Origin of the sequence: Hyphomicrobium sp. 2TAF46 (assembly GCF_052114865.1) — a bacterium.
Classification (GTDB): Bacteria; Pseudomonadota; Alphaproteobacteria; order Rhizobiales; family Hyphomicrobiaceae; genus Hyphomicrobium_B.
Genome location: NZ_JBFRFO010000009.1, coordinates 23,424 through 48,805, shown reverse-complemented (window position 1 = coordinate 48,805; position 25,382 = coordinate 23,424). Strand labels below are relative to the sequence as shown.

The following is a 25,382-nucleotide window of genomic DNA, read 5'->3' as shown; positions in this document are numbered from 1 at the left end:
GCAAGCCCTCGCCCGAAGTTTCCTTTGTGCAAGCGTACATAAACCTTGGCCTTGAACAGCTAAGTGCTCGTGGTCTTGGGCTTTTTCGTGGCTCGGGCCGCGGCCAGCGACGGTTCGGCCTCGTCGTTCTTCAGACTGTATGTATGCTCTTTCGCAGGGAATGTCCGGCCCCGGACCTCCGCGGCATATGAGGCTATCGCGCTGTCGATGGCCGCTCCGATCGCGCCGAATTTCTTCACGAATTTTGGGACGTTCGGCGACAGGCCCAGCATGTCCTCCATGACGAGAATCTGGCCGTCGCAGCCGGCCGAGGCGCCGATGCCGACGGTTGGAATGGGTATGGCCTTGGTGATCCGTTCGGCGAGCGGAGCGGTCATCGCTTCGAGAACGACGGCGAATGCTCCAGCTTCGGCGACGAGCCGCGCGTCCTCTTCAATCGCATGCCACTGATCGATCGTGCGGCCCTGCGTCTTGAATCCGCCGAGCACGTTCACCGACTGGGGCGTCAAACCGATGTGCGCCATGACCGGTATGCCGCGATCGACGAGATAACGGATCGTTTCCGCCATGCGTCTGCCGCCTTCGAGCTTCACGGCGCCGCAATCGGTTTCTTTCATAACTTTCGCAGCGTTACGAAAGGCCATGGAGGGACTTTCTTCGTACGTCCCGAACGGCATGTCGACGACGACGAGGGCACGCTTTGAACCCCTGACGACTGCCTGACCGTGCATGATCATCAATTCGAGCGGCACAGGCACGGTCGTTTCGAAGCCGTGCATCACCATGCCGAGGCTGTCGCCGACGAGCAGGAAATCGCAGTGGTTGTCGGCGATCGCTGCCGTGTGCGCGTGATAGGACGTGAGCGCAACGATTGGCTCACCGCCTTTCAAGGCTGTGATGTCCGGCGCCATGAGCCGGCGGCGCTTGACGTGGATAGACATTTTACTCCGATCGGCGCAGGCGCCGTGCATTCTCAAAGTGAGCAATTGGGCCAGCCTGAACGCACCCGCAGGCACGCCAATGTCCGGCGAAAACACAGTTTACGAAACCGTGGGGCAAGCCGCTAGCGCCGAGCGCCCGGCAAAAGCCCGCGGCATGGTAAATTTCTCCACTGGCTTTCCACAGTTAATCGGGCAATATCGGCGAAAGCGTTGAATTAGCGCCACATCGCCAGCCCCGAATCTCAGGTGGTGCGGCACTGTGGTTGCGTCGTCTCACTGGCCTCTGATAGCCAATTCATACCGCTGACTGAGGTTAATTACGAGCCTGCTGCCAGCGTTCTGACGGGTGTTGTCATTTCGACGTCGGGTGGGTCGCGTGCGTCGTTCCAGCAAGTTCAAAGGCAGAGTTTCGCCGGCGTTGCGTTCGATCGCAGCTAGCATTCTCGTATTGAGCATTTTCGTCGGCCCGTCTGCCGTCGATGCAAAATCCAAATCCGGCATTCTCAAACTCAAATCTCTGAAAGCTCCCGGTGAAGGCGCGATCATCGCGCCGCCGACGTCGCCGCTTCTTCTCGTCGTTTCGATCAACCAGCAGAAGATCCGCGTTTACGATGCGGATGGCGAAATCACATCTTCTCGTGTGTCAACGGGCCGTCCCGGTTTCGATACGCCAACCGGCGTCTTCTCGATCCTGGAAAAGAACGTCTATCACACGAGCAACATCTACTCCGGCGCGTCGATGCCTTATCAGGAGCGCATCACGTGGTCGGGCGTTGCGCTTCATGCGGGCGTCGTTCCCGGCTTTCGCGCATCACACGGCTGCATCCGCCTTCCCTTCGCTTTCTCGAAGAAGCTTTACGGGCTGACGAAGATCGGCAGTCGCGTCGTCGTCACCTCCGAGGAAGTCGAACCGATCGCGTTCGACAGTCCGAAACTTTTCAAGCCTCTGCCTGCTGACGAAGTTTCGGCGCTGAGGTCTGACCGATCGAAGCCCGCACAGCTCGCCGTCAACAGCAATCAAGCGGACGACAGCTCAACGTCGGATGCACCGCAGGAATTGCCGCTGTTCATCGGCGTTTCGCCCGCGCTCATCAGAGCCGTTGCCGACATGCCGCGCGATCCGCAGCGCCGTCCGACGACGCGCGCCGAAGCCGACCAGATCATGCAGCAAAAGCTTGATCGCGCGCGCGCAGCCCTGAAGTCCGCTGAATCGGCGCTCGCCGCGGCGCAGGAAAGAGTGGGAACGACGGCAAAAGACTTCGATAGCACCAGCCAGCGGTATGAAGCGGCGCGGCGCTCGGTGGCGCCGATCCGCGAAGCTCTCGCAGCCGCGGAAGCACGGCAGCAGGATGCCATGAAGGCGTTCGAGACCTATATGTCGGGTGGAACGCCAAGGCCGCAGTTGGTCGCCGATCTCCAAACATCCAATAGCTACGCCGGCATCGCCCAGGATCGCGAAAGCGCGCTCGAGGATGCCTTGCTCGATTTGACGATCGAGGCCGACAAGGCTCGCGCGCAAGCTGCGCAAAGCGATATGAGCTTCGCAGAAGTTCAAGCGTCATATTCGGCGGCGCAGACGGCGCGCGATAGGGCGGCCAACGCCGTGCGCGACGCGGAAACGGATCTTTCATCGGCAAAGGCCTCGCTGGCGGACGCCAACAAGGAAATGCGGCTCAGATCGAAACCGATTTCGGTGCTGGTCAGTCTTCGCGCGCAGCGGCTCTACATTCGGCAAGGGTTCGATCCGCTTCTCGAGGCGCCGATCAACGTCGCGCCGTTGCCGCACAAGGTTGGAACGCACGTCTTTACGGCCATGAGGTATGGCGCAGATCCCAATACGTTCGATTGGAGGCTCGTCAGCGCGCAGACGCCGGTTCCGGGACAACCGTTCGACGAAGAAGGGAAGAGAAAGAAAAATAGAACGGCGCTGGCACTCGGACGCAGCCTGAACGTTCGAATGGCCACGGAGGCGCTCAGTGCCTTCACCATTCCCGATGATATCCTTCAGACGATTAGCGAACTCGCGCGGCCCGGCTCGTCGCTGATCGTTTCCGACCGCGAGCTGCCGCTCAACGAGAACGGCGGCGGTACGGAATTCGTCGTCCTGACGCGCTAAGCAGATCTCCACAGTCCGTTTCGCCGTTTGGCGACGGCATTCGCTCAAAACTCCGTTCCAGTGTCGTTGACAGGGGAATTGGCGCGCCTATACCCCAAATGCGAATTCCGGCGGGGACACGATTTTGCTGACAAATCCCAGCACCAAGACCTTTGCGAGCTGGGCAACCTGGACAAAGTGGGCATTGCTCATTTGCTCGGCGGGTCTCATCGCCGTTCTACTCAACAAGATGTCACCGCGAACCGAACCGTGGACCTTCGCGGTCAGCGTTCCGGAGATTCCGGTGCTCGGCGCTCTCGATACCCGCAGCGAAGTCATCACGGCCCCTGACGCGAAAGAATTTGTACACGGCGCATCGGTCATCGCCACTCCGGACGGCCTTTTCGCGACGTGGTATCGCGCGACGTATGAAGGGGCTTACGATGCCGAACTCGTTTCGTCGCGCTTCGACGGCTCGCGATGGTCGCCCGAGTCCGTCGTCACGAATAGCGCCCGCGTTAGCCGCGACTTCGGCATCACGATCAAGTCGCTGGCCAATCCTGTTTCCTTCCGGCGCTCGGAGAACGAGATCTGGCTGTTCTTCGCTGCCTCCAAGCTCAGCGGCTGGGCGACCTGCGAGATCGGGCTGATCCGCAGCTTCGACAATGGCCGGACTTGGGGACCGGCCGAGCGGCTGCAGGCGTCGCCGTTCCTGAACATGTCTCATCTCACCAAATCCGTTCCGATCCTTTTTTCCGACGGGCGGATCGGCCTTCCCGCCTATCACGAGATGAACCGCAAATATCCGGTCCTGCTCGTGCTCGACAAAGACGGACGCGTCGTCGATCGGCGCAGGATGGGTAACGGCGGAAAAGTCGGATACCAGCCATCGATCGTCCCGACAGGACCGGCGACGGCGATCGCCTTCGTCCGGCGCCTGAAGAGCGCGCGTCCGCAAAGCATTCTGATCACGCGAACCACCGACGGCGGAAGGACCTGGACACCGCCGTCGCCGATCGATCTCCCAAATCCCGGCGGACCGATATCCGCGATACGCTATGACGCTTCGCACATTCTGCTGGCGTTCAACGATGATCCCAAGATCGAGCGCAACATCACGCTCGCTCTCACCGATCTCGAGGGCAAAACTTTTCAACGTGTCGGCGTCGTCGCGCGAATGGATGACGAAAACGAGAAAAACGCGGTGACGTATCCCTATCTGATCGAGTCGGCGCCCGGTCAGTTCGATGTCGTCTATTCGCGGCCGCTGAAAACCATCAATCACGTCCGGTTTTCGAGCGCCTGGGTGCAACACGGCTCGCAATCGCGGACGGCGCAGCAATGACCACGACCCTCGATTTTCTGATGAACCGAACGAGCGCGATGCTGATCGTTTTCATCGTTTCGGCCGCGGTCGCGGGCTTCGTGACGAAATCGCCGGCGCGGCGTGCCGTTTTCGGGCTGGCAGGGGGTCTCGGCGCTTTCCTGATCGCAATCTCGACGCGGTCCCTGATCGAGTGGATGACTTCAGCCGTCGAGCGTCCATCGCTGCCGGGACTGGTCGTGCTTGTCGTTCTGGCAATCGCAACCTTGAACAATCAGCGGCTCGCCTCATCAGCGGAGTTTCGGTTCGGCACGCTGATGCTGGCTCTTGCCGGGTTCGCGCTTTATCCGGCGGCCGTGGGCTTTCTGAATTACGACACGTACGTGCTCGGCTACAGCGGATACCTTTTGCCGATCGCAATCGCGATCGTTCTCGGCACCGCGATTTTCCGCGGCTATGTCATCACGGCGTTGACGCTGAACGCGGCGATCATCGCGTTTCTCGCCGACGCAGGACAAAGCCGCAATCTCTGGGACTATGTCGTGGACCCGGTCGCCTGGATCATCGCGACCGGCATGTGGATCGTTCTCGTCACCCAATTTCTCTCCGCGCGTTTCCGGCCAGCTAAGGCGCTAGCGCAAGCTTAGCCAAGCACGAGGTTCCTGTTCAGGAAAGTTGCGGGATCGGCGCGACGCCGATCAGCCACTGATGACCGCCGAGCAGCAGCCAAGCATAAAGCGCTAGACCAACGACAACGACGATGACGTCGTTCAACGCGCTCGCCGGCGCGGGAGGTGGCAGCAGTCCGCGCTTTTTCACGGAGATACGGTCGTAAACCGCAAACGCCAGGAACGATCCGAAAAGCAGGAGCGCACCGAGGTCGCCGTTCGCGAGCAAATGCGCAAGCGCCCAGATCTTGATGGCGATAAGCAGTGGATTGCGCGTCGCCGTACGAATACGCGACGGAATGAGCGAGGCGACGAGCAGGATGATCGCCGGCAGCATCAAGGCAACGGCGATGTGGCGCGTCCACACCGGCGGTTCCCACAGGATCGGGTTCTTGCCTGGATGAAGCTGCAGCTTGTGATAGCCGAGCACGATCACAACCAAGCCCGCGAGCGACAACAGCGAGAAGAGGATCTTGTAAGGCCCTTCACCGATGCGCGCCTTCAGACCGTCGCGCAGCTCGGGTTGGGTCGGAACCAAATGGACGCCGAGAAATAAGATCAATCCGACGATTAAAACCATCATGGCGCGCGCCCTCCCTGATAATCGCCCGACCGCATAGCATCAAAAATGGGCGAGCGCCAAATGCGTTCGATTTAAGGGATGTAACCCTTGTCGAGTTCGAGCGCCTGGCGCGCAAGGACTTTGCCTTCAGGACTTTTATGAACGGCCGTCCAGCCGAGATCGGTGCCTGCTTCTTCCGACGAACTCGAACGAAGGTCTATCGAGACGACATCGCTTGCCTTGGCATCGATCGGCGTCAACAGCGGGAAATAGAGTTGCTCCCAGTGCGTGCGCGGCGACAACGGTCCCGTCGAAAATCCGATACCGGGCACGAGTTCGACTTTCCACCACGTCGCAAAGCCATAGATCTTGGCCGGGCGCGGAAAACGCCACTCGGCATCGCCGCGTCGTTTCGACTTCGTTTCAGATGTGAGGTCGATCTCGTCCCACACCATCGCGCTCCGGCAACCGTCGAGAATTTCATCCGGTTGCAAATGGCGAACATAAGCGTTGTTCAGCGACATCGTTTGCGCAACGGCGAGATCGAGGCCGTGACCGACGCGATCCCAGGCGCGAAGTTCTTCGTCGATGCGCGGCGTGACGACAGGGGCCACGTACTGAATGATGCCATTCGGAATGACGCGTCCGCCGGGCTTCAGGAAGCGCTGACGCGCGTCGGCGAGCGTCGCAATGATGTTCTCCTCGAGCGCGTAGTTGCCGAGCGTTTCCGATACGATGATGTCGACGGCGAGCTTGTCCTGGAACTCCGTCGAGTGGCACGGGATCAGATGGCAGCGCTTCGCCTTGTTGGCTTTCAACACCGCTGCTGCGACGCCTGCGACCTCGGCCGCCTCGAAAAGAAAGACGTCTTTCGCACCGAGCTTCGACGCCATCAATCCAAGCAGCCCCGTACCCGCGCCGATATCGGCGACAACCGATTTTCCGGGCACGATGACGGACTTCAGCGCCGCGAAGAATGCTTCGTTGCGAACCTGATCGGCGATCAGCGTGCGATGATATTCGATGCGCATTTCAAAGCTTTAAATGTGGACCGCGGATCTGATAGAGCATCAGCGCTGTGGCGATGGCGAGATTGAGCGAGTCGAGTTCGCCGGCCATGGGAATTTTCACAAGGGTCGTACAGGAGGCTGCCGCGCCGGACGAGAGGCCGGGGCCCTCGCCGCCCATGAGCAGCAAGACCGGATCCTTGTAGCCGACTTTTCGGAAGTCTTCGCGCGCGGCGAGATGCGTGCCAATGACGTCGCCTGGCCATGCTCGCGCCAACGCGACGAAGGCCTGCTGATCCATCTTCACGAGGGGGACCGCGAAGATCGAGCCCATGGTCGCGCGAATGGCTTCGATGGCGTAGGGATCGCACGTGGTGCCAACGAGAATGACGCCCGCGCAGCCGGCCGCGTCCGCCGTACGGACGATTGTTCCCAGGTTGCCGGGGTCGCGAATTTCCTCGAGCGCAAGCCACGTTCCTTCACCGACCTTCGCCGGGGCAGGAGGTTCGATAAAGCGCTGGCGAAAGACGCCGAGCAGCGTTTGCGGATTGTCTTTCGATGCCAGCTTGGCGAGCACGGCTTCCGAGACTTCCAGCACTTCAGAGCCCGCGTCGAGCGCATGCCGCACGAGGCCGCGAGCGATGCCGCTCGTCGCCGTTCCTGTTTGGTAGATGAGAGTTTCCGGCACGAAGCCGTGCTCGCGCGCCGTCACGAGCAGCGATGTGCCTTCGGCGACGAACAAGCCTGTTTCCTTGCGGACCTTGCGCATCTCGAGCGCGCGGATAGCTTTGATCCGGTCGTTCGTCAGGCTGGTGATCAACTTCGGAGCGTTCATGCGTTCTGTTTCCAGCGCACGAACAGCGAGGTCGGGACGAGCGGGCCGGCTTGCGAACGAATCGCCAGCTCTCCGCTATCGAAGGTGCCGCCTCGGCCTTTCAGCTCTTCCCGCATGAGCTGATCGAAGGCAAGCGACGAGGCGCGGATGGCGTAAATCGTTAGGACCATCGCGGCCATTTCCGGAGCGAGCAGCTTGGCGAGATCGGCGAGCAGCCGGGGCAGATTTTGGAAGAGATCCCAGATCTCGCCTTCGGGGCCGCGCCCGAACTTCGGCGGATCGACGATAATCATGTGATAGGTCTTGCCGCGGCGGACATCGCGGGCGGCGAACTTCGCGGCATCGTCGAGCAGCCAGCGGATTTTCGCGGCGCCGAGTTTTGATGCTTCCTGGTTTTCCTTGCCCCACTGGATGGCTTTTTTGGACGCATCGACGTGCGTTACCTCGGCCCCCGCGGCGGCGGCCAGCAGCGACGCGGCGCCGGTGTAGCCGAAGAGATTGAGGACGCGCGGCGTCTCGCCTTTGACGCTCGCGAGGTGATCGAGCATCCAGCGCCAATGCGGCTCTTGTTCAGGGAAGAGACCGAGATGCCAGAGCCCCGCGAGCTTGCAGAGCATGGTGACGCCCTGCGCTTCGGGTTTTGGCGTTTGTGCCAGGGAGAGCCTCACGGGCCAGGCGTCGGGCACCGGCTTGTCGATCCGCCACTTGCCTTTTTCATCGTCCTCGCCGGAGGCGGAGAAAACAGCATTCGCTTTCGCCCATTCCGACTTGCCGAGCTTCGGCTGCCAGAGCGCCTGCGGCTCAGGGCGGTCGACGATGATCTTGCCGAAGCGCTCAAGCTTCCGCCCAGCGCCGCTATCGAGCAGCGTGTAATCCGGAAATCCGTCAGAGGTGATGAGGTGCAAGTTTTCGAGCGGGGGCATCGGCGCAGGTTTTTCGAACGAACGATCGCCCGCGCTTTAACACGAATGCCGCTCATGTCGAGAAATCAAACCTCGAGGGGCGCGGTCGCAGGCGGAGATTTGGCTAATCTCCGCCTTCTCGCTTCATCAGGCGGCGAGGCCAGCGATGCTTGTCTGAGCGGCCTCGATGGACTTCGCCCGCTGGTCGGGGCCAAGCGCCAAGCCTTCGGCGCGGATGAACGTCACGTCCGTAACGCCGAAGAAGCCAAAAATTCCGCGAAGATAGGATTCCTGATGATCCAGGAACGCAATGGGCGTCTGGGGCCCGTAAAAGCCGCCGCGCGACGAGGCGACGATCACCTTCTTGCCGCCCGCCAGCCCCTCGGCGCCTTTCTCGGTGTAACGGAAGGTTTTGCCGGCGACGGCGAGCCTGTCGATCCAGGCCTTGAGCTGGCTTGGAACGCCAAAGTTGTACATCGGAGCGCCAACAACCACGATGTCGGCAGCGAGGAACTCGTCGAGGGCCGCCTGCCCTGAGGACACGTCCTGGCGTAGGGCTTCGGCCTCCGGAACGGCCCCCTGGGCGGCGGCGAGGTGGGCGCCGGAGAGGTGGCCGACGGGCTGCTGGCCAAGGTCCCGGTAAACGACCTCGAGGCCCGGGTGCAGCTGCCGCTCGGCGGCGACGATCTCGGCCGAGAGCTGGCGGCTTACGGAGCCCGGGCCAAGGATGCTCGAATCGACATGCAAAAGTTTCATTGGGTGGATCTCCATCCAGCGGATTGACGGAGACTGGGAGCGATGAGTTGACATGCGCCCCAGTCGGTCACATTTTGTGACCAACGCTAAATTGTTCACTGGCGGAAACCACGCAAGGAGGCACTTTTTTGGAAGTCGGTATCAAACCTGAAACCGAGAACTGCCGTGCGGTCGCGGACGTGCTGGCTCGGATCGGTGACAAATGGACGGTTTACGTGGTCGGGCTCTTGTCGAACGGACCGATGCGTTTCAACGAGATCCGGCGGTCGGTCGGGAGCATTTCGCAGAGAATGCTAACGCTGACGCTTCGCGGACTGGAACGCGACGGCCTCGTGACGCGGACCGTCTATCCGACCATTCCGCCGCGGGTGGACTACGAGCTGACGGAGCTTGGCCGGACGCTGATCTGTATCCTCGGTCCGCTCAGCCAATGGGCGATCGCGAACCGCCAGACGGTCGAAAAGGCGCGCGCGAGGTTTGATGCCCAAGCGGAGAAGTCGTCCGTCACCAGCGCCACAAAAATTGCTCTGAAGCGGCGGCTGCCTGGCATTTGGCGGAGCACGACGTGACCCTGAGCTGCGTGCCGCGATAAGCGTAGTATCGATGCAACACCGTCTCAAAAAGCGGTCGTTGGCCTAGATCCCTCCGCAAATTGCAGATAGCCGGAAAAGCTAGGGTGCGCGTCACGTTACGATGCTGGAGGGTTCCTAATGCGATTTGATCGAGGTATTGCCGCCGCGGTCTTTCTTTCGACCATCTTGATCTCTGCCGGGGCGCAGGCATTCGAGACGACCTCGATTGGAGGAACGAACGCGGACGGCTCTGCGCACTATCAGGACCCCGACGAGGCATCGGCGCTGCTTTCGCCTTTCGGCTCCGGCTCTACGCAGTCGAGCACGGACACCACGAGCAACTGGCGGGGCTCTATCGGCGCTGGTGTTGGCTCCGGGTCAGCGTTCGGTTTCACGTCATCGCAAAATTCATCGTCCGAACCGGCCTCTGGGTTCAATAATCCGCTGCTTCGCGAGCGCAACTGATATCCGCCAACGCGACGCTAGAGCCTTTCCGCTTTTCTTTGAATCGCGAAAACGCTCTAGCCTTTTGTTTTGACGCAATTCCGGACGCAAAACCGTTGCACACTTTTGCTGGAATTGCTCTATGAGAAGCCGCTCGAGACAGCGGCTACTCCAGATCCTCGACCGTCACGGCCTCGCCACCGCCCTTGATGCGTTGCGATAGAGCCGCTTCGATGAATTGATCGACGTCGCCGTCCAAGACCTCGTCCGGGTTCGTCGACTGGGCGCCCGTGCGAAGGTCCTTCACCAGCTGATACGGCTGCAGGACGTACGACCGGATCTGATGGCCCCAACCGATATCCGTCTTCGCGGCCTGCTCGGCGTTCGCCTTGGCTTCCCGGCGCTTCAGCTCCATCTCATAAAGGCGCGCCTTCAATCGCTTGAAGGCGATATCCTTGTTCTGATGCTGCGAGCGCTGTTCCTGGGCAAAGATGACGATGCCCGACGGCTTATGGACGAGGCGGACGGCAGATTCCGTTCTGTTGACGTGCTGGCCGCCGGCGCCTGACGAACGCGCGAACGAAATGTCGACGTCGGCCGGGTTGATTTCGACGTCGATCGTGTCGTCGATGACCGGATAGACGGTGACGGACGCGAAGCTCGTATGGCGGCGGGCGTTGGAATCGAACGGCGAGATGCGCACGAGACGATGCACGCCGGCTTCGGTCTTCAACCAGCCGAAAGCGTTTTCGCCTTCGATCTCGAACGTCGCCGACTTGATGCCCGCTTCTTCGCCAGGGCTTTCGTCGATCAGCTTGACCTTGTAGCCACGGCGCTCGGCCCAGCGCACGTACATGCGCGCCAGCATCGAAGCCCAATCCTGGCTTTCGGTGCCGCCGGCGCCGGCGTGCACCTCGATGTAGGTGTTCATGGCGTCGGCTTCGCCCGACAGCATCGCTTCGATCGACCGGCGCTGTGCTTCGTGGTCGATGCGCTGGAGCGCGCTTTCGCCTTCGCGGACGCTCGCGTCGTCGCTCTCGGCCTCGCCGAGCTCGATCAACGTCAGCGCGTCGTCGTAGTCGCGTTGCAGACGCTTGAACTCAGATACGGAGCGCTCGAGCGATTGCCGCTGGCGCATGACCTTTTGAGCGTTCTTTGCGTCGGTCCAGAGATTGGGGTCTTCAGCTTTCGCGTTCAGCGAGGCGAGACGGTCTTCGGCCGTCTCCCAGTCAAAGAGACCTCCTCAGGAGGGCAAACGCCTCCTCGATGCCGTCGGAAAGTTTTTGCGCTTCAGCGCGCATGGCGGCCTCCGAAGCCGGCTCGTGCCGGCAAAAAGTGATGCTTAAAAAACAGGTGCGGAGCTATAGAGATGTGCGAGGGCGCTGTAAACGCAGACGGACCCTACGCGGCAATCGGCGCCAAGCTTAACTACCACATGCCATTGGGAGAAAGAGATCCGCTGTCCGGCCGGGAGCTGGGGGACGTCGGCCGCGCCACCCGGTCGCCCATCGGCGCCAGTGGCGGCGGCGGGGGCGAAGCATCAGCGGTAGCGTTGGCGATGCCGATCATCGCGTAGGCGTCGTCCGGATCTTCGTCGGGTTTGAAGGCCTCCATGATGGATGCCGGATCGTCAGCCGAGGCTCTGAGGCCCGTCTTCGGATTGACGCGCACGAACTTGATGCCGGGCGGAACGCGGAACGGCGCGGGCGGCGTCGCTCCCAGCGCGTCCTGAACGAACTCACCGAAAATCGGGGCAGCGATCGCGCCGCCCGTGTTGCCTTTACCGAGCGGCTTCGGCGTGTCGTAGCCTACGAAGACGCCGACGACCATCGTCGGCGTATAGCCGAGGAACCAAACGTCCTTTTCTTCGTTCGTCGTGCCGGTCTTGCCGGCGACCGGACGATTGAGGGATTTCAATACCGTGGCCGTGCCCCGCTGGATGACGCCTTCGAGAATGTGGGTCATTTGGTAGGCGGTGTGCGGGTCGATGATCTGGCGGCGGCCATCGACGAGTTCGGGCTCGGGCTGGCCCGCCCAATGATCTGCCATACAGCCCATGCACTGGCGCTCGTCATGACGCCAAATCGTATGGCCGTAGCGATCCTGAATCCGGTCCACCAGGGTCGACGTTACTTCCTTGCCGCCGTTCGCCAGCATGCAATAGGCGGTCGCCAAGCGAAGCAACGTCGTCTCGCCCGCGCCGAGCGACATCGACAGCACCGGCAAGAGATCGTCGTAGATGCCGAACCGTCGCGCGTATTCGGTGATGACGGGCATGCCGAGATCCTGCGCCAGACGCGCGGTCATCTGGTTGCGCGAATGCTCAATGCCGAAGCGCAGCGTTTCGGGGCCGGTCGTGTCGTTCGTTTCATAGTTCTTCGGACGCCAGACGTCCTGGCCCGGGCCCTGATCGATCTCGATCGGCGCGTCCAGAATGATCGACGTCGGCTTGTAGCCGTTGTCGATGGCCGCGGCGTAGACGAACGGCTTGAATGACGAGCCGGGCTGGCGCTTTGCCTGGATGACGCGGTCAAACTGGCTCATGTCGTAGGAAAAACCACCGGCGACTGCGAGGACGCGCCCCGTGTAGGGGTCCATCGCGACGAGACCGCCGCCGACCTCCGGAATTTGCATCAGGGACCAGACGCCCTGGATTTTGTTCGGGTCCTTCGGCGCGACATACACGACGTCGCCCGGCTGCAGGATGTCGGCTGTCGACTTGGCGTCGATCCTCTTGGCGCCCGGGCGCTTGGCCGCCCATTTCATTTCTTCGAGCGTTACTTCGACGGCCTCACGATCCTTGACGAAAGTCGCATCCTGCTGACGCTGCGGCTTGAAGCCGATGATGGCTTTCGACTTCTGGGTCTCGAGCACGACGCCGAGACGCCAGGGCTGAATGTCGGACGGGCTCGAAATCTTGCCGAGCGCCAGACCCCAATCGCCCGAAATGTCGATCTTCGAGACGGGTCCGCGATAGCCCTGCGTCCGGTCGAACTTCACGAGGCCATTGATCAGCGCCTTCTTGGCGTATTGCTGCAGCTGCGGATCGAGCGTCGTGCGGACCGACAGGCCGCCGCCGTAAAGCTTGTCCTCGCCGTACTTCGAAAGAAGCGAGCGGCGCACTTCCTCGGCAAAGAACTCCGCCGTCGAGATATGCACGGCGTTGGGACGCAGATTGACGACGAGCGGTTTCTTCCGCGCGATCTCCGCCTCTTCCTTGGTGATGTAGCCGTTTTCGGCCATCTGGCCGATAATCCAGTTCCGCCGCTCGGTCGCCTTCTCCTTCTGGCGGAACGGATGGTAATTGTTCGGGGCCTTCGGAAGCGCCGCGAGATAGGCGGCTTCCTCGATGTCGAGGTCCTTGAGCTCTTTGTTGAAGTAGGTCAGCGCGGCCGCGCCGACGCCGTACGAGTTCATCCCGAGGAAGATCTCGTTCAGGTAGAGCTCGAGGATGCGATCCTTCGAATAGGCGCCTTCGATGCGAATCGCGAGGATGGCTTCCTTGATCTTGCGTTCCATCGAACGCTCGTTTGTCAGCAGGAAGTTCTTGGCGACCTGCTGGGTGATGGTCGAAGCACCTTGGGCGCGCTTGTTCGAGCCATGGATTTTGGATTCGACCGCCGCGAAGACGGCGCGGCCGATACCCTGAAGGTCGATGCCGCCGTGCTCGTAGAACCGGCGATCCTCGGCCGACAGAAACGCGCCGAGGACGCGCTTCGGAACGGTATTGATCGGGACGAAGATGCGCCGCTCGCGCGCGAACTCGGAGATCAGCGATCCATCATGGGCATGGATGCGCGTCATGACCGGCGGCTCGTACTTCGACAAGCTTTCGTAGTCGGGCAGATCTTTCGATGCCTGCCAGATCAAGAATCCAGCGCCGGCCGATCCCGCGATGAAGATCAGAACGAAGGTCCCGAAGACGAACCCAAGGAAGTTGAGCAGCAGACTCCGACGCCGCTTTTTTCTTCTCCGGGGCGCCGTGGGTGGCGGCAGCGTTGGCGCACGCATCAAATTCGTAATTCCGTCAGTCTGGCGCTGGCTTCGTCATTTCGAGCGAAAGGGCTTACGTCTATTGCCGCATCGCAGCAATGACAATACCCTCAGAGGCTGCGCACATTAACACGGAATGTGGCAGGACGTCGTCCATAGCCGAAAGCCCTATGGCTTCGAGGCCGTTCTTTTGTTGAAGTAAATTTGCACCGCATCGGTGATCGACGCCGCGACCTTCGATTGCCATTCGGCGGTCAACATCTGCTCTTCGTCCGTTTGGTTGCTGAGATAGCCCAATTCGACCAGGACCGAAGGGGCGTGGGTCTGCTTCAGCACCTTGAAGGCCGCGGACCTGCGGGGAATCTTCGACATCGCAATCGTCTTGCCCAACCGCTTGGACAAAACTTGCGAAAAATCCGCTGAAAAGTTCGAAGTCTCTCTTTTGAGCAGATCTATCAGGATGCTTTTGACCTGGTCGCCGCCCTCCCGATCGATGTTCTCGATACCAGCGATGAGATCGGAGGCGTTTTCCTTTTCCGCCATGATACGGGCCTGTTCGTCCGAGGCGCGGCCCGAGAGGGTATAAATTGTCGCGCCGCGGATCGCCCCTCTCGCGCTTTTCTCTTCGATTGAATCGGCGTGCAGCGAGATGAAGAGGTCGGCCGAGTTCTCGGCCGAAAACGCAAGCCGCCTATCGAGCGAGACGAAGACATCGTCGGCCCGGGTCATTTTGACCTCGTAAAGCCCGGTTTTCGTCAGCGCTTCCTTCAATTGGACCGCGACGGCGAGCACGATCGTTTTTTCTGTCACGTTGTTGGCGCCGATGGCGCCGGGATCGATGCCGCCGTGTCCGGGGTCAATGACGATCACGGGTCTGCCGTGCGGCTTGCGCGCCGCCGGAGCGTTTTCGGGTGCGGCGTTGACAGCCTCAGGCTCGTAGGCGGCGTTGTGGGTCATGGCTCCGGTGCCGGCACCGAACGCTTCCGCATCCATCGGCATCAGGGCAATCGCGAGCTTCACCGCCGAGGAGCCCTTTAGCCTCGTCATATTGGCGGAATTGATTTTGACGGGGCCCTTGGTGTCGATGACGACGCGGGATTTGTGCTCGGCGAACTGTCCGTAGCGGAACGCGGAAACGAGACCCGCGCTTTTCTTGCCGGCCGCTGGATCGAGCCGGAACGAGAGATCGGGCAAGTCGATCACGACGCGATAGGGATTTGCGAGCGTGAAGACCTGAGCGGTCACCCCTTCGCTCATGGTCAATTCGAAGATCGTGGAGCGTCCGGTGATGGTCAAATGGGCGTCGAGCGCTTCGGCCGCCTGCGCGGACGCGGAGCCCAGCATGAAGAGCCCGATCCATGCCGCCGCCACCACGTTCTGCAAAAGTTCCTTGGGCCGGCGCATTACTTAACTGTTCCCCTTCGTCGCCCCATTCGCCTCATGCCCGGCGTATCGTTAAAGCTTTGTTTTCATTCGTATTATAAAAGTCTCATTCGTACCACTCGGGGACGATCCAACTCTAGGTTTATAGCACTTGCCAGGGCCGGAGCGACCTCGTACAGTTTGAATTGTATTCGGTGGCGTTCCAGACACACGCCTGGACGGTGTGAGTCAGACGGGCGCCTGCGATACCTGATAGGCCTGCTGCGGAGATAAAAAACTCTGCTTTTCCAGGCGATTAGGTGAGCACGGATGGGGCCTGCTCGAGGCAAGCGTACGGGAGTATCACGTCGCTCAGCAGGTTCTACGGCTTCGACTTCAGAGCCCCCGGCGGCTCTTTTGACGAAGCATTAAAACTTTGTGCCGGTCGCCCCGATTTGTCAGTCGGGTAACAGCGCGGATTGCCGGGCGACCATATTGATCCACCGCGATGCCGGAAGGCGTCGGATTTTTTCCCCCGGCCAACGTCCCCCAATTCCGGACATGCAGCTGGGCAATTCACGACAGGCCATGACGAGAGCTTGCATCATCCATGACGGCGCCCAGCGGACTCCGGTCCGCGCGGCACCCCCATGCGTTCCCGCGCGCCTTCGGCGCACTGGCGGGACCGGGATGACGCAGAAAGCGGCGCGGCCACCAATTACTTCTTCAGCGCCATCAACCAAAAGCACGCGCCGCCGCGCGAATCTCGCAATCCGCTCCGTTGTTCGCGGTTCGAGATGCGAGCCGCCGCCCCGGCGCGCCAAGGAACATAAGCAATGTCCAACACGAAAATGCTCATCGATGCCACCCACCCCGAGGAGACTCGGGTCGTGGTTCAACGCAACGGCCGGGTAGAGGAATTCGACTTCGAAAGCGCAGCCCGCAAGCTGCTTCGCGGTAATATCTATCTCGCAAAGGTGACGCGCGTTGAGCCGTCACTTCAGGCCGCTTTCGTCGACTACGGCGGGAACCGCCACGGGTTTCTCGCCTTCAATGAAATCCATCCCGATTATTATCAGATTCCGGTCGCCGACCGGCAGGCGCTTCTCGATGAAGAAGCAGCTGCCGAAGCCGAGCTTGAAGCCGCCGCAGACCGGCGTGCAGAAGCTCTTGCGCGGCGCGCCGCTTCCCGCAGCGGTTCGGACAGTTCCGAACACAGCGAAAGCGAAGCCAACGGCGACGAAGAGTACGGCGATCACGGTTCCGATGACACCGGCGCCGAGTCCGCGCACATCGTCGACGTCGAAGAAGATGAACACATCGAAGAAATCGGCGGCGACGAGGACGAGGAAGCTCCGACCGTCATCGCTGCGTCCGTTTCGCGTTCGGACGACGACGTTCGCTCCGAAGCGATAAAGGAGCACTCCGAGGCCCCCGTCACAGCCCGCAACGACAACGATGCCGATGACGAAGCGGCACGTCCGAGCGATAAGGCTCACGACAGTGCGGCGGCCAGCGACGCGGACGCGCCGCACGAACATGGCGAGCATGAGCACGATCACTCTCACGAGCACTCAGCGAGCGGCGAGAGCGACGATGACGATCATGACCATGATCATGATCACGCAGAACACGATCACGATCATGCCGATCATCACCATTCCGAGCCGCACGCATCGCATGACGAACGCGGCGCCGATGCGGAGGAAGGTTCGGGCCGGGAAGATCGCGAAGAGGCACCCCAGCGCCAGCGCCGCCGTCCGCGCAGCTATAAGATCCAGGAAGTCATCAAGCGCCGCCAGATCATTCTCGTTCAGGTGGTCAAGGAAGAGCGCGGCAACAAAGGCGCGGCTCTGACGACGTATCTGTCGCTTGCCGGCCGGTACACCGTTCTCATGCCCAATACCGCCCGTGGCGGCGGCATTTCGCGCAAGATCACCAATCCGCAGGACCGTCGCCGCCTCAAGGCCATCGCTCAGGAGCTCGAGGTTCCGGAGGGCATGGGCCTTATCATCCGCACGGCGGGCGCGGCGCGGACGAAGCAAGAGATTAAACGCGATTTCGAATACCTGCTGAGGCTCTGGGAAAGCGTGCGCGAGCTGACGCTGCAGTCCACGGCACCGAGCCTCGTCTACGAAGAGGGCGATCTGATCAAGCGGTCGATCCGCGACCTCTATAACAAGGACGTGGAAGAGATCGTCGTTGCCGGCGAAGCGGGGCATCAGGAAGCCGCCGACTTCATGAAGATGCTGATGCCGAGCCACGCGAAGAACGTCATTCCGTACCGGGAACCGACGCCGCTCTTCACGCGCTATGGCGTCGAACGCCAGCTCAACGCCATGTTCCAACCGCAGGTGACGCTGCGCTCGGGCGGCTACATCGTCATCAATCAGACGGAAGCGCTGGTCGCCATCGACGTGAACTCCGGAAAATCGACGCGAGAGTTCTCGATCGAAGAAACGGCGCTCGCGACGAACCTCGAAGCGGCCGATGAAATCGCCCGGCAGTTGAAGCTTCGCGACCTTGCGGGCCTCATCGTCATCGACTTCATCGACATGGAAGAGAAGCGCAACAACCGGGCCGTCGAGCGCCGGTTGAAGGATGCTCTCCGTTTCGATCGCGCGCGCATTCAGCTCGGGCGCATTTCGCACTTCGGCCTCATGGAAATGTCGCGGCAGCGGCTCAGAACAGGCGTGCTCGAAGGCTCGACCTCGCAGTGTCCGCATTGCCAAGGCACCGGTATCATCCGTTCGACCGAGAGTATCGCGCTTGCGGTTCTGCGCGGTCTCGAAGACGCGATCACAGCCGGTGCAACGGGTGCTCTGACGGCAACGACGACGCCGGCTGTCGCGCTCTACATCCTCAACAGCAAGCGTGCCTACATCACCGACATGGAAGCGCGTCACGGCCACACGATCACCGTGCTTGGCAGCGACCGGGTCCAGGGCGCGAACTTCACGGTTGAACGCGGCGGCGCCGCGGCCCCTGTGCGCCGCGTCGAGCGGGCTGCGGTGAATATGGATTGGGGCTTCGACGGCGAGGAAGAGGCGCCATCGTTTGAAGGCGGCGAGATCGAAATCGCGCCCGATAGCGACGAAGCCGATGATACCGCAGCCGGTCGTGAATCCGGTCGTGGCGATGGCGAGGAAGGCGGCAACCGCCGCGGGCGCCGCCGCCGGCGCCGTGGGCGCGGTGGACGCGGTGGCGAAGGTCAGGGTCGCGAGCGTGGCGGCTTCGAGCCGCGCGCCGATGCCGAGAGCTCCGGTGCTTCCGGTCCGCATAGCGACGACGATGTCGAAGCCGGCCATGGCGACGATGAGGACGCCGACGCCCAGCCGACTGTTGACGCCGGGGACTTCGGAGAACAACCCGGCACCGGGAACGGCGACAAGCCTGGACGGCGCCGCCGCAGGGGTCGTCGCGGCGGCCGTCGCGGCAGAGAACGCGGTGGCCGGGAAGGTTCGAGCCTGACCGCCGAAGGCCATGAGGGCGAAGGTTTCAGCGGAGACCAGCCCGAGGTCATCGACGTGGAGTCGGTGGATGTCGAATCCGTCGATGCCGGCGCCGGTGTCGAGGCGGACGAAGCATCGGATAAGCCTGTGGCGCGGCGCTCGGCTTCCGGCCGATCGGAGGGCCGGAACGCCTCGGCCGAGAAATCGGGCGGCGCAAATCAGCGCCCGCGGCGCATTTGGGACGCACCTTCCGCATCAGGAGACGACAGCGGCGCTGAAACCCAGCCTGCCGCCGCCGCTCCGGATCTTCCGGTGAAAGTCGAGGAGCCAGAGCGAGCCGTCGAAACGCCGCTCGCCGCAGCGCCGGAGGAAAGCGTTCCCGTCACGCGGCTTCGGCGGCGTCACGAAGTCGGATCGAGCGAGCCGCGCATCGAACGCGTTGTCGTTCGGCCCGGCGAAGAGAGAGATACCACGGTCGCCGAAGTTCAAGCGGTCCCACAGCGTAAGGGCTGGTGGCAGAGAAAGCTCAGCGGCGAATAACGAGGCTAAGAGGCCAGGGCAGCAGTCTTGGCCTCTCTTCTCAAAACGTCCGGCGCCGCGCGCTTCGACTCCACCCGGGAAAGAGCAAATCCCTCTTCAACATTTGCTATTCTCGGTTGTCACTCTGATGCCCTAAAGTGATGACTGATGCGGCTATCATCCGCGTCGTAATTGACCCAGCGGGGGCTTGCTACCTAGTTTGCCCGCGCGTGGTGTCTCGACGAGGTTCATCGAGAACGGGGCAACTCCAATGCCTGACATCCCGAGGACTTTTCCGGCGTTCTCGGCCGCCAAAAGCGGCTTGCTTATTGCTGCCGTCTTGGCCGCCTTGTTCCTCTCGCCGGCGCCCTGCGCACGCGCGCAGGGGTTGCCGCTCATCCGCGATGCCGAGATCGAGGCGTTGTTGCAGGACTATGCAAAGCCCATTTTCCAAGCGGCCGGATTCGGCGGCGGCCGGGTGACCGTCCGGATCGTTAACAACGACGCCTTCAACGCGTTCGTTCTCGATGGCGGCAACGTGTTCGTGCACACCGGCACGCTGATGCAGGCGAATACGCCGAACGAAGTCATCGGCGTCATCGCGCATGAAAGCGGCCATATCGCCGGCGGTCACATGGCAGCTCTCAGGGCGCGGATCGCCAAGGATCAAACGCGCGCATTGCTGACGCAGGTGCTCGGCATCGGCGCGATGGTCGCGGGCGGCGTGTCAGGCGGCAGCGGCGGCCGCCAGACAATGGAGGGCGGCCAAGCGCTATTGCAGGGCGGCACGTCCGTCATCATGAAGGGACTGCTGGCCGAGCGCCGCTCCCAGGAATCCGCCGCGGATCAAGCCGGCATCAAGTATCTCACCGCCACGAAGCAATCCGGCAAGGGCATGCTCGACACGTTCGAGCGTTTCAAGGAACAGGAATATCTGACGGATCAATTTCAAGATCCTTTCGTGCGATCGCATCCCCTTTCCGTCGATCGCTTGGCACGGCTGAACCAGCTCGCAACCACAAGTCCGTATTTCGCGCAGAAGGACCCTCCTTCGCTTCAGCTTCGTCACGACCTGATGCGGGCGAAATTGTCGGGCTATCTTGAAAATCCGACGACTGTGTTCAACCGCTATCCTGAAAGCAACACGACGCTTCCGGCCCGCTATGCGCGGGCTATCGCAAGATTCTTCAAAGGCGGTCCTGGCGCGCTGGAAGCGGCAGTGCAGGACGCCGAAGGGATGATCCGCGAGAACCCGTCGTACCCGTATTTCTACGAGCTCAAGGCCGACTTCTTGATGAGATCGGGAAAAATGGCCGCAGCGGTGCCGAGCTTGCGGCAGGCGCTTAAGCTCGCGCCGAGCAGCCCGTTGATCCGCGTCGAGCTCGCGAGCTCCTTACAAAACAGCGATAATGCCGAGGCGCAAAAGGAAGCAGTGGACCTTTTGCGTAAATCCCTCGTAGACGATTCCGAAAATGGCCACGCTTACAGATTGCTCGCCAATGTCTATTATAAGCAGGGCAAGTCCGCAGAAGCCGATGCCATGACGGCGCAGGCTTACTTCTTCGAAGGAAACATCAAGCAAGCGCAGCTCTTCGCGAAACGCGCGCAATTGCAGCTACGTGCGGGTTCACCCGAGTGGCTGAAAAATGACGACATCATCAATTACAAACCGCAGACGTAAGCGGCTTTCGTCTGCGACAACGCGAGATTGGATCCATGACCTTGAAGACCAAATTCGATAATTCCACCAAGCTGGCTTCGATCAGCAAAAGGTTTGCCGCAGCCTTGCTCGGACTAGCCTTGCTGGCCTCGGTTGCGGGCGTCCACTTCGGGCCGGAAGGAGTCCGTGCCGAGCCGGTCGCTCCGACGGCGGGTGGCTCTGCCTTCACCGACGAGCAGAAAAAGGCACTCGGCGAGATCATCAAGGACTATCTCGTCAAGAACCCGGAGATCATGTTCGAGGTTCAGACCGCTCTCGACGAGAAGACGCAGAAGGAACAGGACGCCAAGCTCAAGGCGTTCATGGCCGAGAACGCCAAGTCGATCTATCGCTCACCCGACAGCGCGGTCGGAGGCAATCCTGACGGCGACATCACGGTTGTCGAGTTCTTCGATTTCAACTGTGGCTATTGCAAGCACGGACTTCCCGAAGTGCAGAAGCTGATCCAGGACGACAAGAACGTGCGCTTCGTGTTCAAGGAGCTGCCGATCCTGTCGAAGGGATCGGAAGAGGCTGCGAAAGTCGCACTCGCCGCGAAGCGCCAGGGCAAATATTGGGAATTCCACCAGGCCCTGCTCGGCTCCAAGGGGCAGGCAAACGAGGCGTCGGCGCTCAAGGTCGCGGAGAGCCTCGGTCTCGACATGGCCAAGGTCAAAGCCGACATGGCGAGCGACGATGTCAAGAACGAGCTTCTGGCTGAGATGAAGCTTGCGAAGACGATGGGCGTCAACGGCACGCCGCACTTCCTTGTCGGCAACAAATCGATCCCCGGCGCGCCGGATGACCTTCATGATCAGCTCGAGACGCTGGTGACGGAATTCCGCAAGAACAAATGCTCGACCTGCTAGGGAGGCGACTGGAAATATCTAGTTGTCGCAGCTAGTTACCATAATTCTCACAGCAAAGTGCGCGGTCATGCCCGCGCACTTTGCGCATTCGTAGAAAGCTGATAGACCGGGGGTTCCGCGCAATTGGTTCGGGCATCTGCCCGGTGCCCGAACGGCCTCCAAACATGACATCCCTCATTTACGTTCTGAACGGCCCCAATCTAAATATGCTCGGTGTTCGGGAACCGGAAGTCTATGGTACCGAAACGCTTGACGATCTTCGTGCGCGCACCGAGAAGGCGGCGGCGAAGAACGGACTTTCGATAGATTTCCGGCAGTCGAACATCGAGGGGGAAATCGTGAGCTGGGTGCAGGAGGCGCGCGGCAAGGCGAAAGGCATCATCATCAACGCGGGCGGGTATACGCACACGTCCGTCGCCATTCTCGATGCCCTGCAAGCCGTCAGCCTTCCGGTCGTCGAGGTGCATCTTTCGAACATCTTTCGGCGGGACGAGTTTCGCCAGCACTCCTACATTTCGCTTGCCGCGACGGGCGTGATTTGCGGCCTCGGCGCGAAGGGCTACGAGCTGGCCATCGATGCCATGGCCAACATCCTGAATAAATCTACAAGCAAAGCGTGACGCCGAACCCCGCGCTTACGCTATAAGACGCACGCCAACAAAATCGAGGATACGGGACTGATGAGCGCAAAAGACCAAGGGCCGAAGACGGGAAGCGCCGAAGGTCAGATGATCCGCGAGCTTGCCGAGCTTTTGAACGCTACGGGTCTGACGGAAATCGAGATCGAGAAGAGCGGCCTCAAGGTTCGCGTCGCGAAGAAGATTTCGATCAATGCCGCCGCGCCGCAGGCCTATGCCGTAGCGCCGGTTGCCGCCTCGGCGGCTCCCGTCAGCGAGGCCGCGCCGGCGGCTGCGTCTTCGGGCGATCTCTCGAAACATCCCGGTGCCGTCAAATCGCCGATGGTCGGCACGGCCTATCGCTCGCCTGAGCCCGGTGCGCCGGTCTTTTGCGAAGTCGGCAGCAAGGTCAATCAAGGCGACACGGTTCTGATCATCGAAGCGATGAAGACGATGAACCAGATCCCGGCGCCGCGCGCCGGCACCGTCAAAGCCATCCTCATCGAGAACGCGCAGCCCGTCGAATATGGCGAGCCGCTGATCATCATAGAATAGAGCGCTACCGGTAAGCCCGGCAAAGACGCCTGGAGTGCAAATGTTCGATAAGATTCTGATTGCCAACCGAGGAGAGATCGCGCTGCGGGTGCAGCGGGCCTGCCGCGAGCTTGGGATCGCAACGGTCGCCGTCCATTCGACAGCCGATGCGGATGCTATGCACGTCAGGCTCGCGGACGAAAGCGTTTGCATTGGGCCGCCGCCGGCGCGCGATAGCTATCTCAACATTCCGGCGCTCGTCACGGCCTGTGAAATCACCGGCGCGGACGCCGTGCACCCGGGCTATGGGTTCCTTTCCGAGAACGCGCGGTTCGCGGAAATCCTCGAAGAGCACAAGATCACCTTCATAGGTCCGACGTCCGAACATATCCGGATCATGGGCGACAAGATCGAAGCGAAGGAGACCGCAAAGAAGCTCGGCATTCCGGTTGTGCCGGGTTCGGCCGGCGCGGTGACCAGCGAAACCGAGGCGATGAAGATTGCCAAGGAGATGGGATTCCCGGTCCTCATCAAAGCGGCCGCAGGCGGCGGCGGGCGCGGCATGAAGGTCGCGACGTCCGCCGCGGATCTCGGCGTCGCGCTATCGACGGCGCGCTCGGAAGCGAAAGCCGCCTTCAATGACGATGCGGTTTACATCGAGAAATATCTGCAGAAGCCGCGTCATATCGAAATCCAGGTTTTCGGCGACGGCAAAGGCAACGCCGTCCACCTCGGAGAGCGCGACTGCTCGCTGCAGCGCCGGCACCAGAAGGTTCTCGAGGAAAGCCCCTCGCCCGCTCTCAACGCGGCCCAGCGCCAGAAGATCGGCACGACGGTCAGTGAGGCGATGAAGAAGCTCAAGTACCGCGGCGCCGGTACGGTCGAGTTCCTGTTCGAGGATGGCGAATTCTACTTCATTGAGATGAACACGCGCCTGCAGGTGGAGCATCCGGTTACCGAGATGGTCACCGGGACCGACCTCGTGCTTGAGCAAATCCGCGTGGCGGCCGGGCTGCCGTTAAGCTTCACGCAGGAGGATATCGACCTTAGAGGTCACGCGATCGAGTGCCGTATCTGCGCCGAGAATCCGAAGGATTTCCGCCCGTCGCCCGGCCAGATCACGTATTGGCACCCGCCGGGCGGTCTTGGGGTTCGGGTCGACAGCGGCGTTTACCAGGGCTACAAAATTCCGCCCTTCTACGACAGTCTTATCGGCAAGCTCATTGTGACAGGCAAGACGCGCAACGATGCTCTGATGCGTTTGCGCCGCGCACTTGCCGAGTTCGTCATCGACGGCATTGAAACGACGATCCCGTTGTTCCAGGATCTTGTTAAAGATCCCGACATTGTAAACGGCGTCTACGATATTCATTGGCTCGAAAAACATTTAGGGATGAAGTAGACTTTGCCTCTGCGCGATATGTTCCGCGCGCGTCCGAGAGTTCGCTTGGCAATTGGTAGCATGGCGTCGCGCGACGACCCGATGTTCGAAATTACTCCTCAGGTTCTCCTGAAGGCCTATAGCTGCGGCATTTTTCCGATGGCGGAAAGTGCCGATGACCCTGCGCTTTACTGGATCGAGCCGCAGCAGCGCGGTGTGCTGCCCCTCGATGCACTGCATGTCCCCCGCCGCTTGCTCAAAACCATCAGGACGACGCCGCTTAGGGTCGCGATCGACAGCGACTACGACCGCGTCATCGATGGATGCGCGGCGCCGCGGGCCGGGCGGATGTCGACCTGGATCAACACCCGCATCCGCACGCTCTACCGCGAACTTTTCGAGATCGGCGCCTGCCATACCGTCGAGGTTTGGAACGGCGACGAAATGGTCGGCGGCCTCTACGGCGTGGCGCTGAAGAGCGCGTTCTTCGGCGAGAGCATGTTCTCGACGGAGCGCGATGCTTCGAAGATCGCACTCGTGCATCTGGCCGCACGGCTGATCAAGGGCGGTTTCACGTTGCTCGACACCCAGTTCGTCACCGAGCATTTGCGACAATTCGGAACAATCGAGCTCGACCGGTCGGCGTTCCAGAGGCAGCTTGAATTGGCGCTCGAGAAGAACGCCGATTTCTACGCCTTGCGCCGTGACGCTTCAGGAGCCGAGGTCGCCGCGATTTTCTCATCCGAGCACTCGCGCCAGGCGTAGCTATCCGCGATCGTGTTTTACGCCGAGCGGCTGTTCCGGCCGAGCGAACAGCGAGATGGCTCAATATCGACGGTTATCGTCACGG

General features: G+C 61.2%; 21 protein-coding genes. 12 read left to right on the top strand and 9 right to left on the bottom strand.

Features of this window, described 5'->3' with window-relative positions:
• Positions 1-59: 59 nt before the first annotated feature.
• The gene (panB, locus tag AB4Z24_RS18360; protein ID WP_441710499.1) at positions 60-941 is read right to left on the bottom strand and encodes a 3-methyl-2-oxobutanoate hydroxymethyltransferase; all 882 of its coding nucleotides are present in this window, start codon (positions 939-941) and stop codon (positions 60-62) included.
• A gap of 376 nt (positions 942-1,317) precedes the next feature.
• On the opposite strand from panB, the gene AB4Z24_RS18355 reads away from it, so the two are divergent.
• The 3 genes from AB4Z24_RS18355 to AB4Z24_RS18345 all read left to right on the top strand — a co-directional run bounded on the left by AB4Z24_RS18355 (position 1,318) and on the right by AB4Z24_RS18345 (position 5,007).
• Positions 1,318-3,057 carry a L,D-transpeptidase family protein gene (locus tag AB4Z24_RS18355; RefSeq protein WP_441710498.1) on the top strand — a complete coding sequence of 580 codons (1,740 nt, stop codon included), beginning with the start codon at positions 1,318-1,320 and terminating at the stop codon, positions 3,055-3,057.
• A gap of 124 nt (positions 3,058-3,181) precedes the next feature.
• Entirely contained in the window at positions 3,182-4,381 is a 1,200-nt protein-coding gene (locus AB4Z24_RS18350; RefSeq protein WP_441710497.1) for a sialidase family protein, read from the top strand.
• Entirely contained in the window at positions 4,378-5,007 is a 630-nt protein-coding gene (locus AB4Z24_RS18345) for a hypothetical protein (protein ID WP_441710496.1), read from the top strand. The genes AB4Z24_RS18350 and AB4Z24_RS18345 overlap by 4 nt, the downstream gene beginning before the upstream one ends.
• Positions 5,008-5,026: 19 nt before the next feature.
• Here the strand turns inward: AB4Z24_RS18345 and AB4Z24_RS18340 are convergent, their stop codons facing one another.
• From AB4Z24_RS18340 to AB4Z24_RS18320, 5 genes are all read right to left on the bottom strand, one after another.
• Positions 5,027-5,611, bottom strand: coding sequence for an NnrU family protein (locus AB4Z24_RS18340; RefSeq protein WP_441710495.1), 585 nt, complete (start codon positions 5,609-5,611; stop codon positions 5,027-5,029).
• A gap of 71 nt (positions 5,612-5,682) precedes the next feature.
• Complete coding sequence (locus AB4Z24_RS18335) at positions 5,683-6,621, bottom strand: 50S ribosomal protein L11 methyltransferase (protein ID WP_441710494.1); 939 nt, start codon at positions 6,619-6,621, stop codon at positions 5,683-5,685.
• A 1-nt stretch (position 6,622) separates the two neighbouring features.
• Positions 6,623-7,432: a TrmH family RNA methyltransferase gene (locus AB4Z24_RS18330; protein WP_441710493.1), complete on the bottom strand. Its 810-nt coding sequence runs from the start codon at positions 7,430-7,432 to the stop codon at positions 6,623-6,625.
• Positions 7,429-8,355 (bottom strand): class I SAM-dependent methyltransferase, encoded by a 927-nt coding sequence (locus tag AB4Z24_RS18325; RefSeq protein WP_441710492.1) that lies wholly within the window; start codon positions 8,353-8,355, stop codon positions 7,429-7,431. The genes AB4Z24_RS18330 and AB4Z24_RS18325 overlap by 4 nt, the downstream gene beginning before the upstream one ends.
• Before the next feature lie 126 nt (positions 8,356-8,481).
• Complete coding sequence (locus AB4Z24_RS18320) at positions 8,482-9,090, bottom strand: FMN-dependent NADH-azoreductase (RefSeq protein ID WP_441710491.1); 609 nt, start codon at positions 9,088-9,090, stop codon at positions 8,482-8,484.
• A gap of 128 nt (positions 9,091-9,218) precedes the next feature.
• Here AB4Z24_RS18320 and AB4Z24_RS18315 point away from each other — a divergent pair, with 128 nt between their 5' ends.
• On the top strand, positions 9,219-9,659 hold the full coding sequence (locus AB4Z24_RS18315; protein ID WP_441710490.1) for a winged helix-turn-helix transcriptional regulator: 441 nt from the start codon (positions 9,219-9,221) through the stop codon (positions 9,657-9,659).
• 141 nt (positions 9,660-9,800) lie between these two features.
• Entirely contained in the window at positions 9,801-10,127 is a 327-nt protein-coding gene (locus AB4Z24_RS18310; RefSeq protein WP_441710489.1) for a hypothetical protein, read from the top strand.
• Between the two features lie 145 nt (positions 10,128-10,272).
• Here the strand turns inward: AB4Z24_RS18310 and prfB are convergent.
• From prfB to AB4Z24_RS18295, 3 genes are all read right to left on the bottom strand, one after another.
• A protein-coding gene (gene prfB, locus AB4Z24_RS18305) for a peptide chain release factor 2 (protein ID WP_441710488.1) occupies positions 10,273-11,407 on the bottom strand; the annotation gives its coding sequence in 2 pieces (ribosomal slippage) (positions 10,273-11,337 and positions 11,339-11,407; 1,134 coding nt in all).
• A 127-nt stretch (positions 11,408-11,534) separates the two neighbouring features.
• Positions 11,535-14,117 carry a penicillin-binding protein 1A gene (locus AB4Z24_RS18300; RefSeq protein WP_441710487.1) on the bottom strand — a complete coding sequence of 861 codons (2,583 nt, stop codon included), beginning with the start codon at positions 14,115-14,117 and terminating at the stop codon, positions 11,535-11,537.
• A gap of 150 nt (positions 14,118-14,267) precedes the next feature.
• Complete coding sequence (locus AB4Z24_RS18295) at positions 14,268-15,503, bottom strand: N-acetylmuramoyl-L-alanine amidase (RefSeq protein ID WP_441710486.1); 1,236 nt, start codon at positions 15,501-15,503, stop codon at positions 14,268-14,270.
• 794 nt (positions 15,504-16,297) lie between these two features.
• On the opposite strand from AB4Z24_RS18295, the gene AB4Z24_RS18290 reads away from it, so the two are divergent.
• From AB4Z24_RS18290 to aat, 7 genes are all read left to right on the top strand, one after another.
• Positions 16,298-19,453 carry an Rne/Rng family ribonuclease gene (locus AB4Z24_RS18290; protein WP_441710485.1) on the top strand — a complete coding sequence of 1,052 codons (3,156 nt, stop codon included), beginning with the start codon at positions 16,298-16,300 and terminating at the stop codon, positions 19,451-19,453.
• 250 nt (positions 19,454-19,703) lie between these two features.
• A complete protein-coding gene (locus AB4Z24_RS18285; RefSeq protein WP_441710484.1) occupies positions 19,704-21,113 on the top strand; it encodes a M48 family metalloprotease in 1,410 nt (469 codons plus the stop codon).
• A 35-nt stretch (positions 21,114-21,148) separates the two neighbouring features.
• Positions 21,149-22,000: a DsbA family protein gene (locus AB4Z24_RS18280; protein WP_441710483.1), complete on the top strand. Its 852-nt coding sequence runs from the start codon at positions 21,149-21,151 to the stop codon at positions 21,998-22,000.
• Positions 22,001-22,164: 164 nt separating this feature from the next.
• Positions 22,165-22,620, top strand: a complete 456-nt coding sequence (gene aroQ / locus AB4Z24_RS18275) for a type II 3-dehydroquinate dehydratase (RefSeq protein ID WP_441710482.1) — start codon at positions 22,165-22,167, stop codon at positions 22,618-22,620.
• 60 nt (positions 22,621-22,680) lie between these two features.
• The gene (accB, locus tag AB4Z24_RS18270; protein WP_441710481.1) at positions 22,681-23,172 is read left to right on the top strand and encodes an acetyl-CoA carboxylase biotin carboxyl carrier protein; all 492 of its coding nucleotides are present in this window, start codon (positions 22,681-22,683) and stop codon (positions 23,170-23,172) included.
• 40 nt (positions 23,173-23,212) lie between these two features.
• Positions 23,213-24,553: an acetyl-CoA carboxylase biotin carboxylase subunit gene (gene accC / locus AB4Z24_RS18265; RefSeq protein WP_441710480.1), complete on the top strand. Its 1,341-nt coding sequence runs from the start codon at positions 23,213-23,215 to the stop codon at positions 24,551-24,553.
• 60 nt (positions 24,554-24,613) lie between these two features.
• Positions 24,614-25,297, top strand: coding sequence for a leucyl/phenylalanyl-tRNA--protein transferase (gene aat / locus AB4Z24_RS18260; protein WP_441710651.1), 684 nt, complete (start codon positions 24,614-24,616; stop codon positions 25,295-25,297).
• The last annotated feature ends 85 nt before the right edge of the window (positions 25,298-25,382 follow it).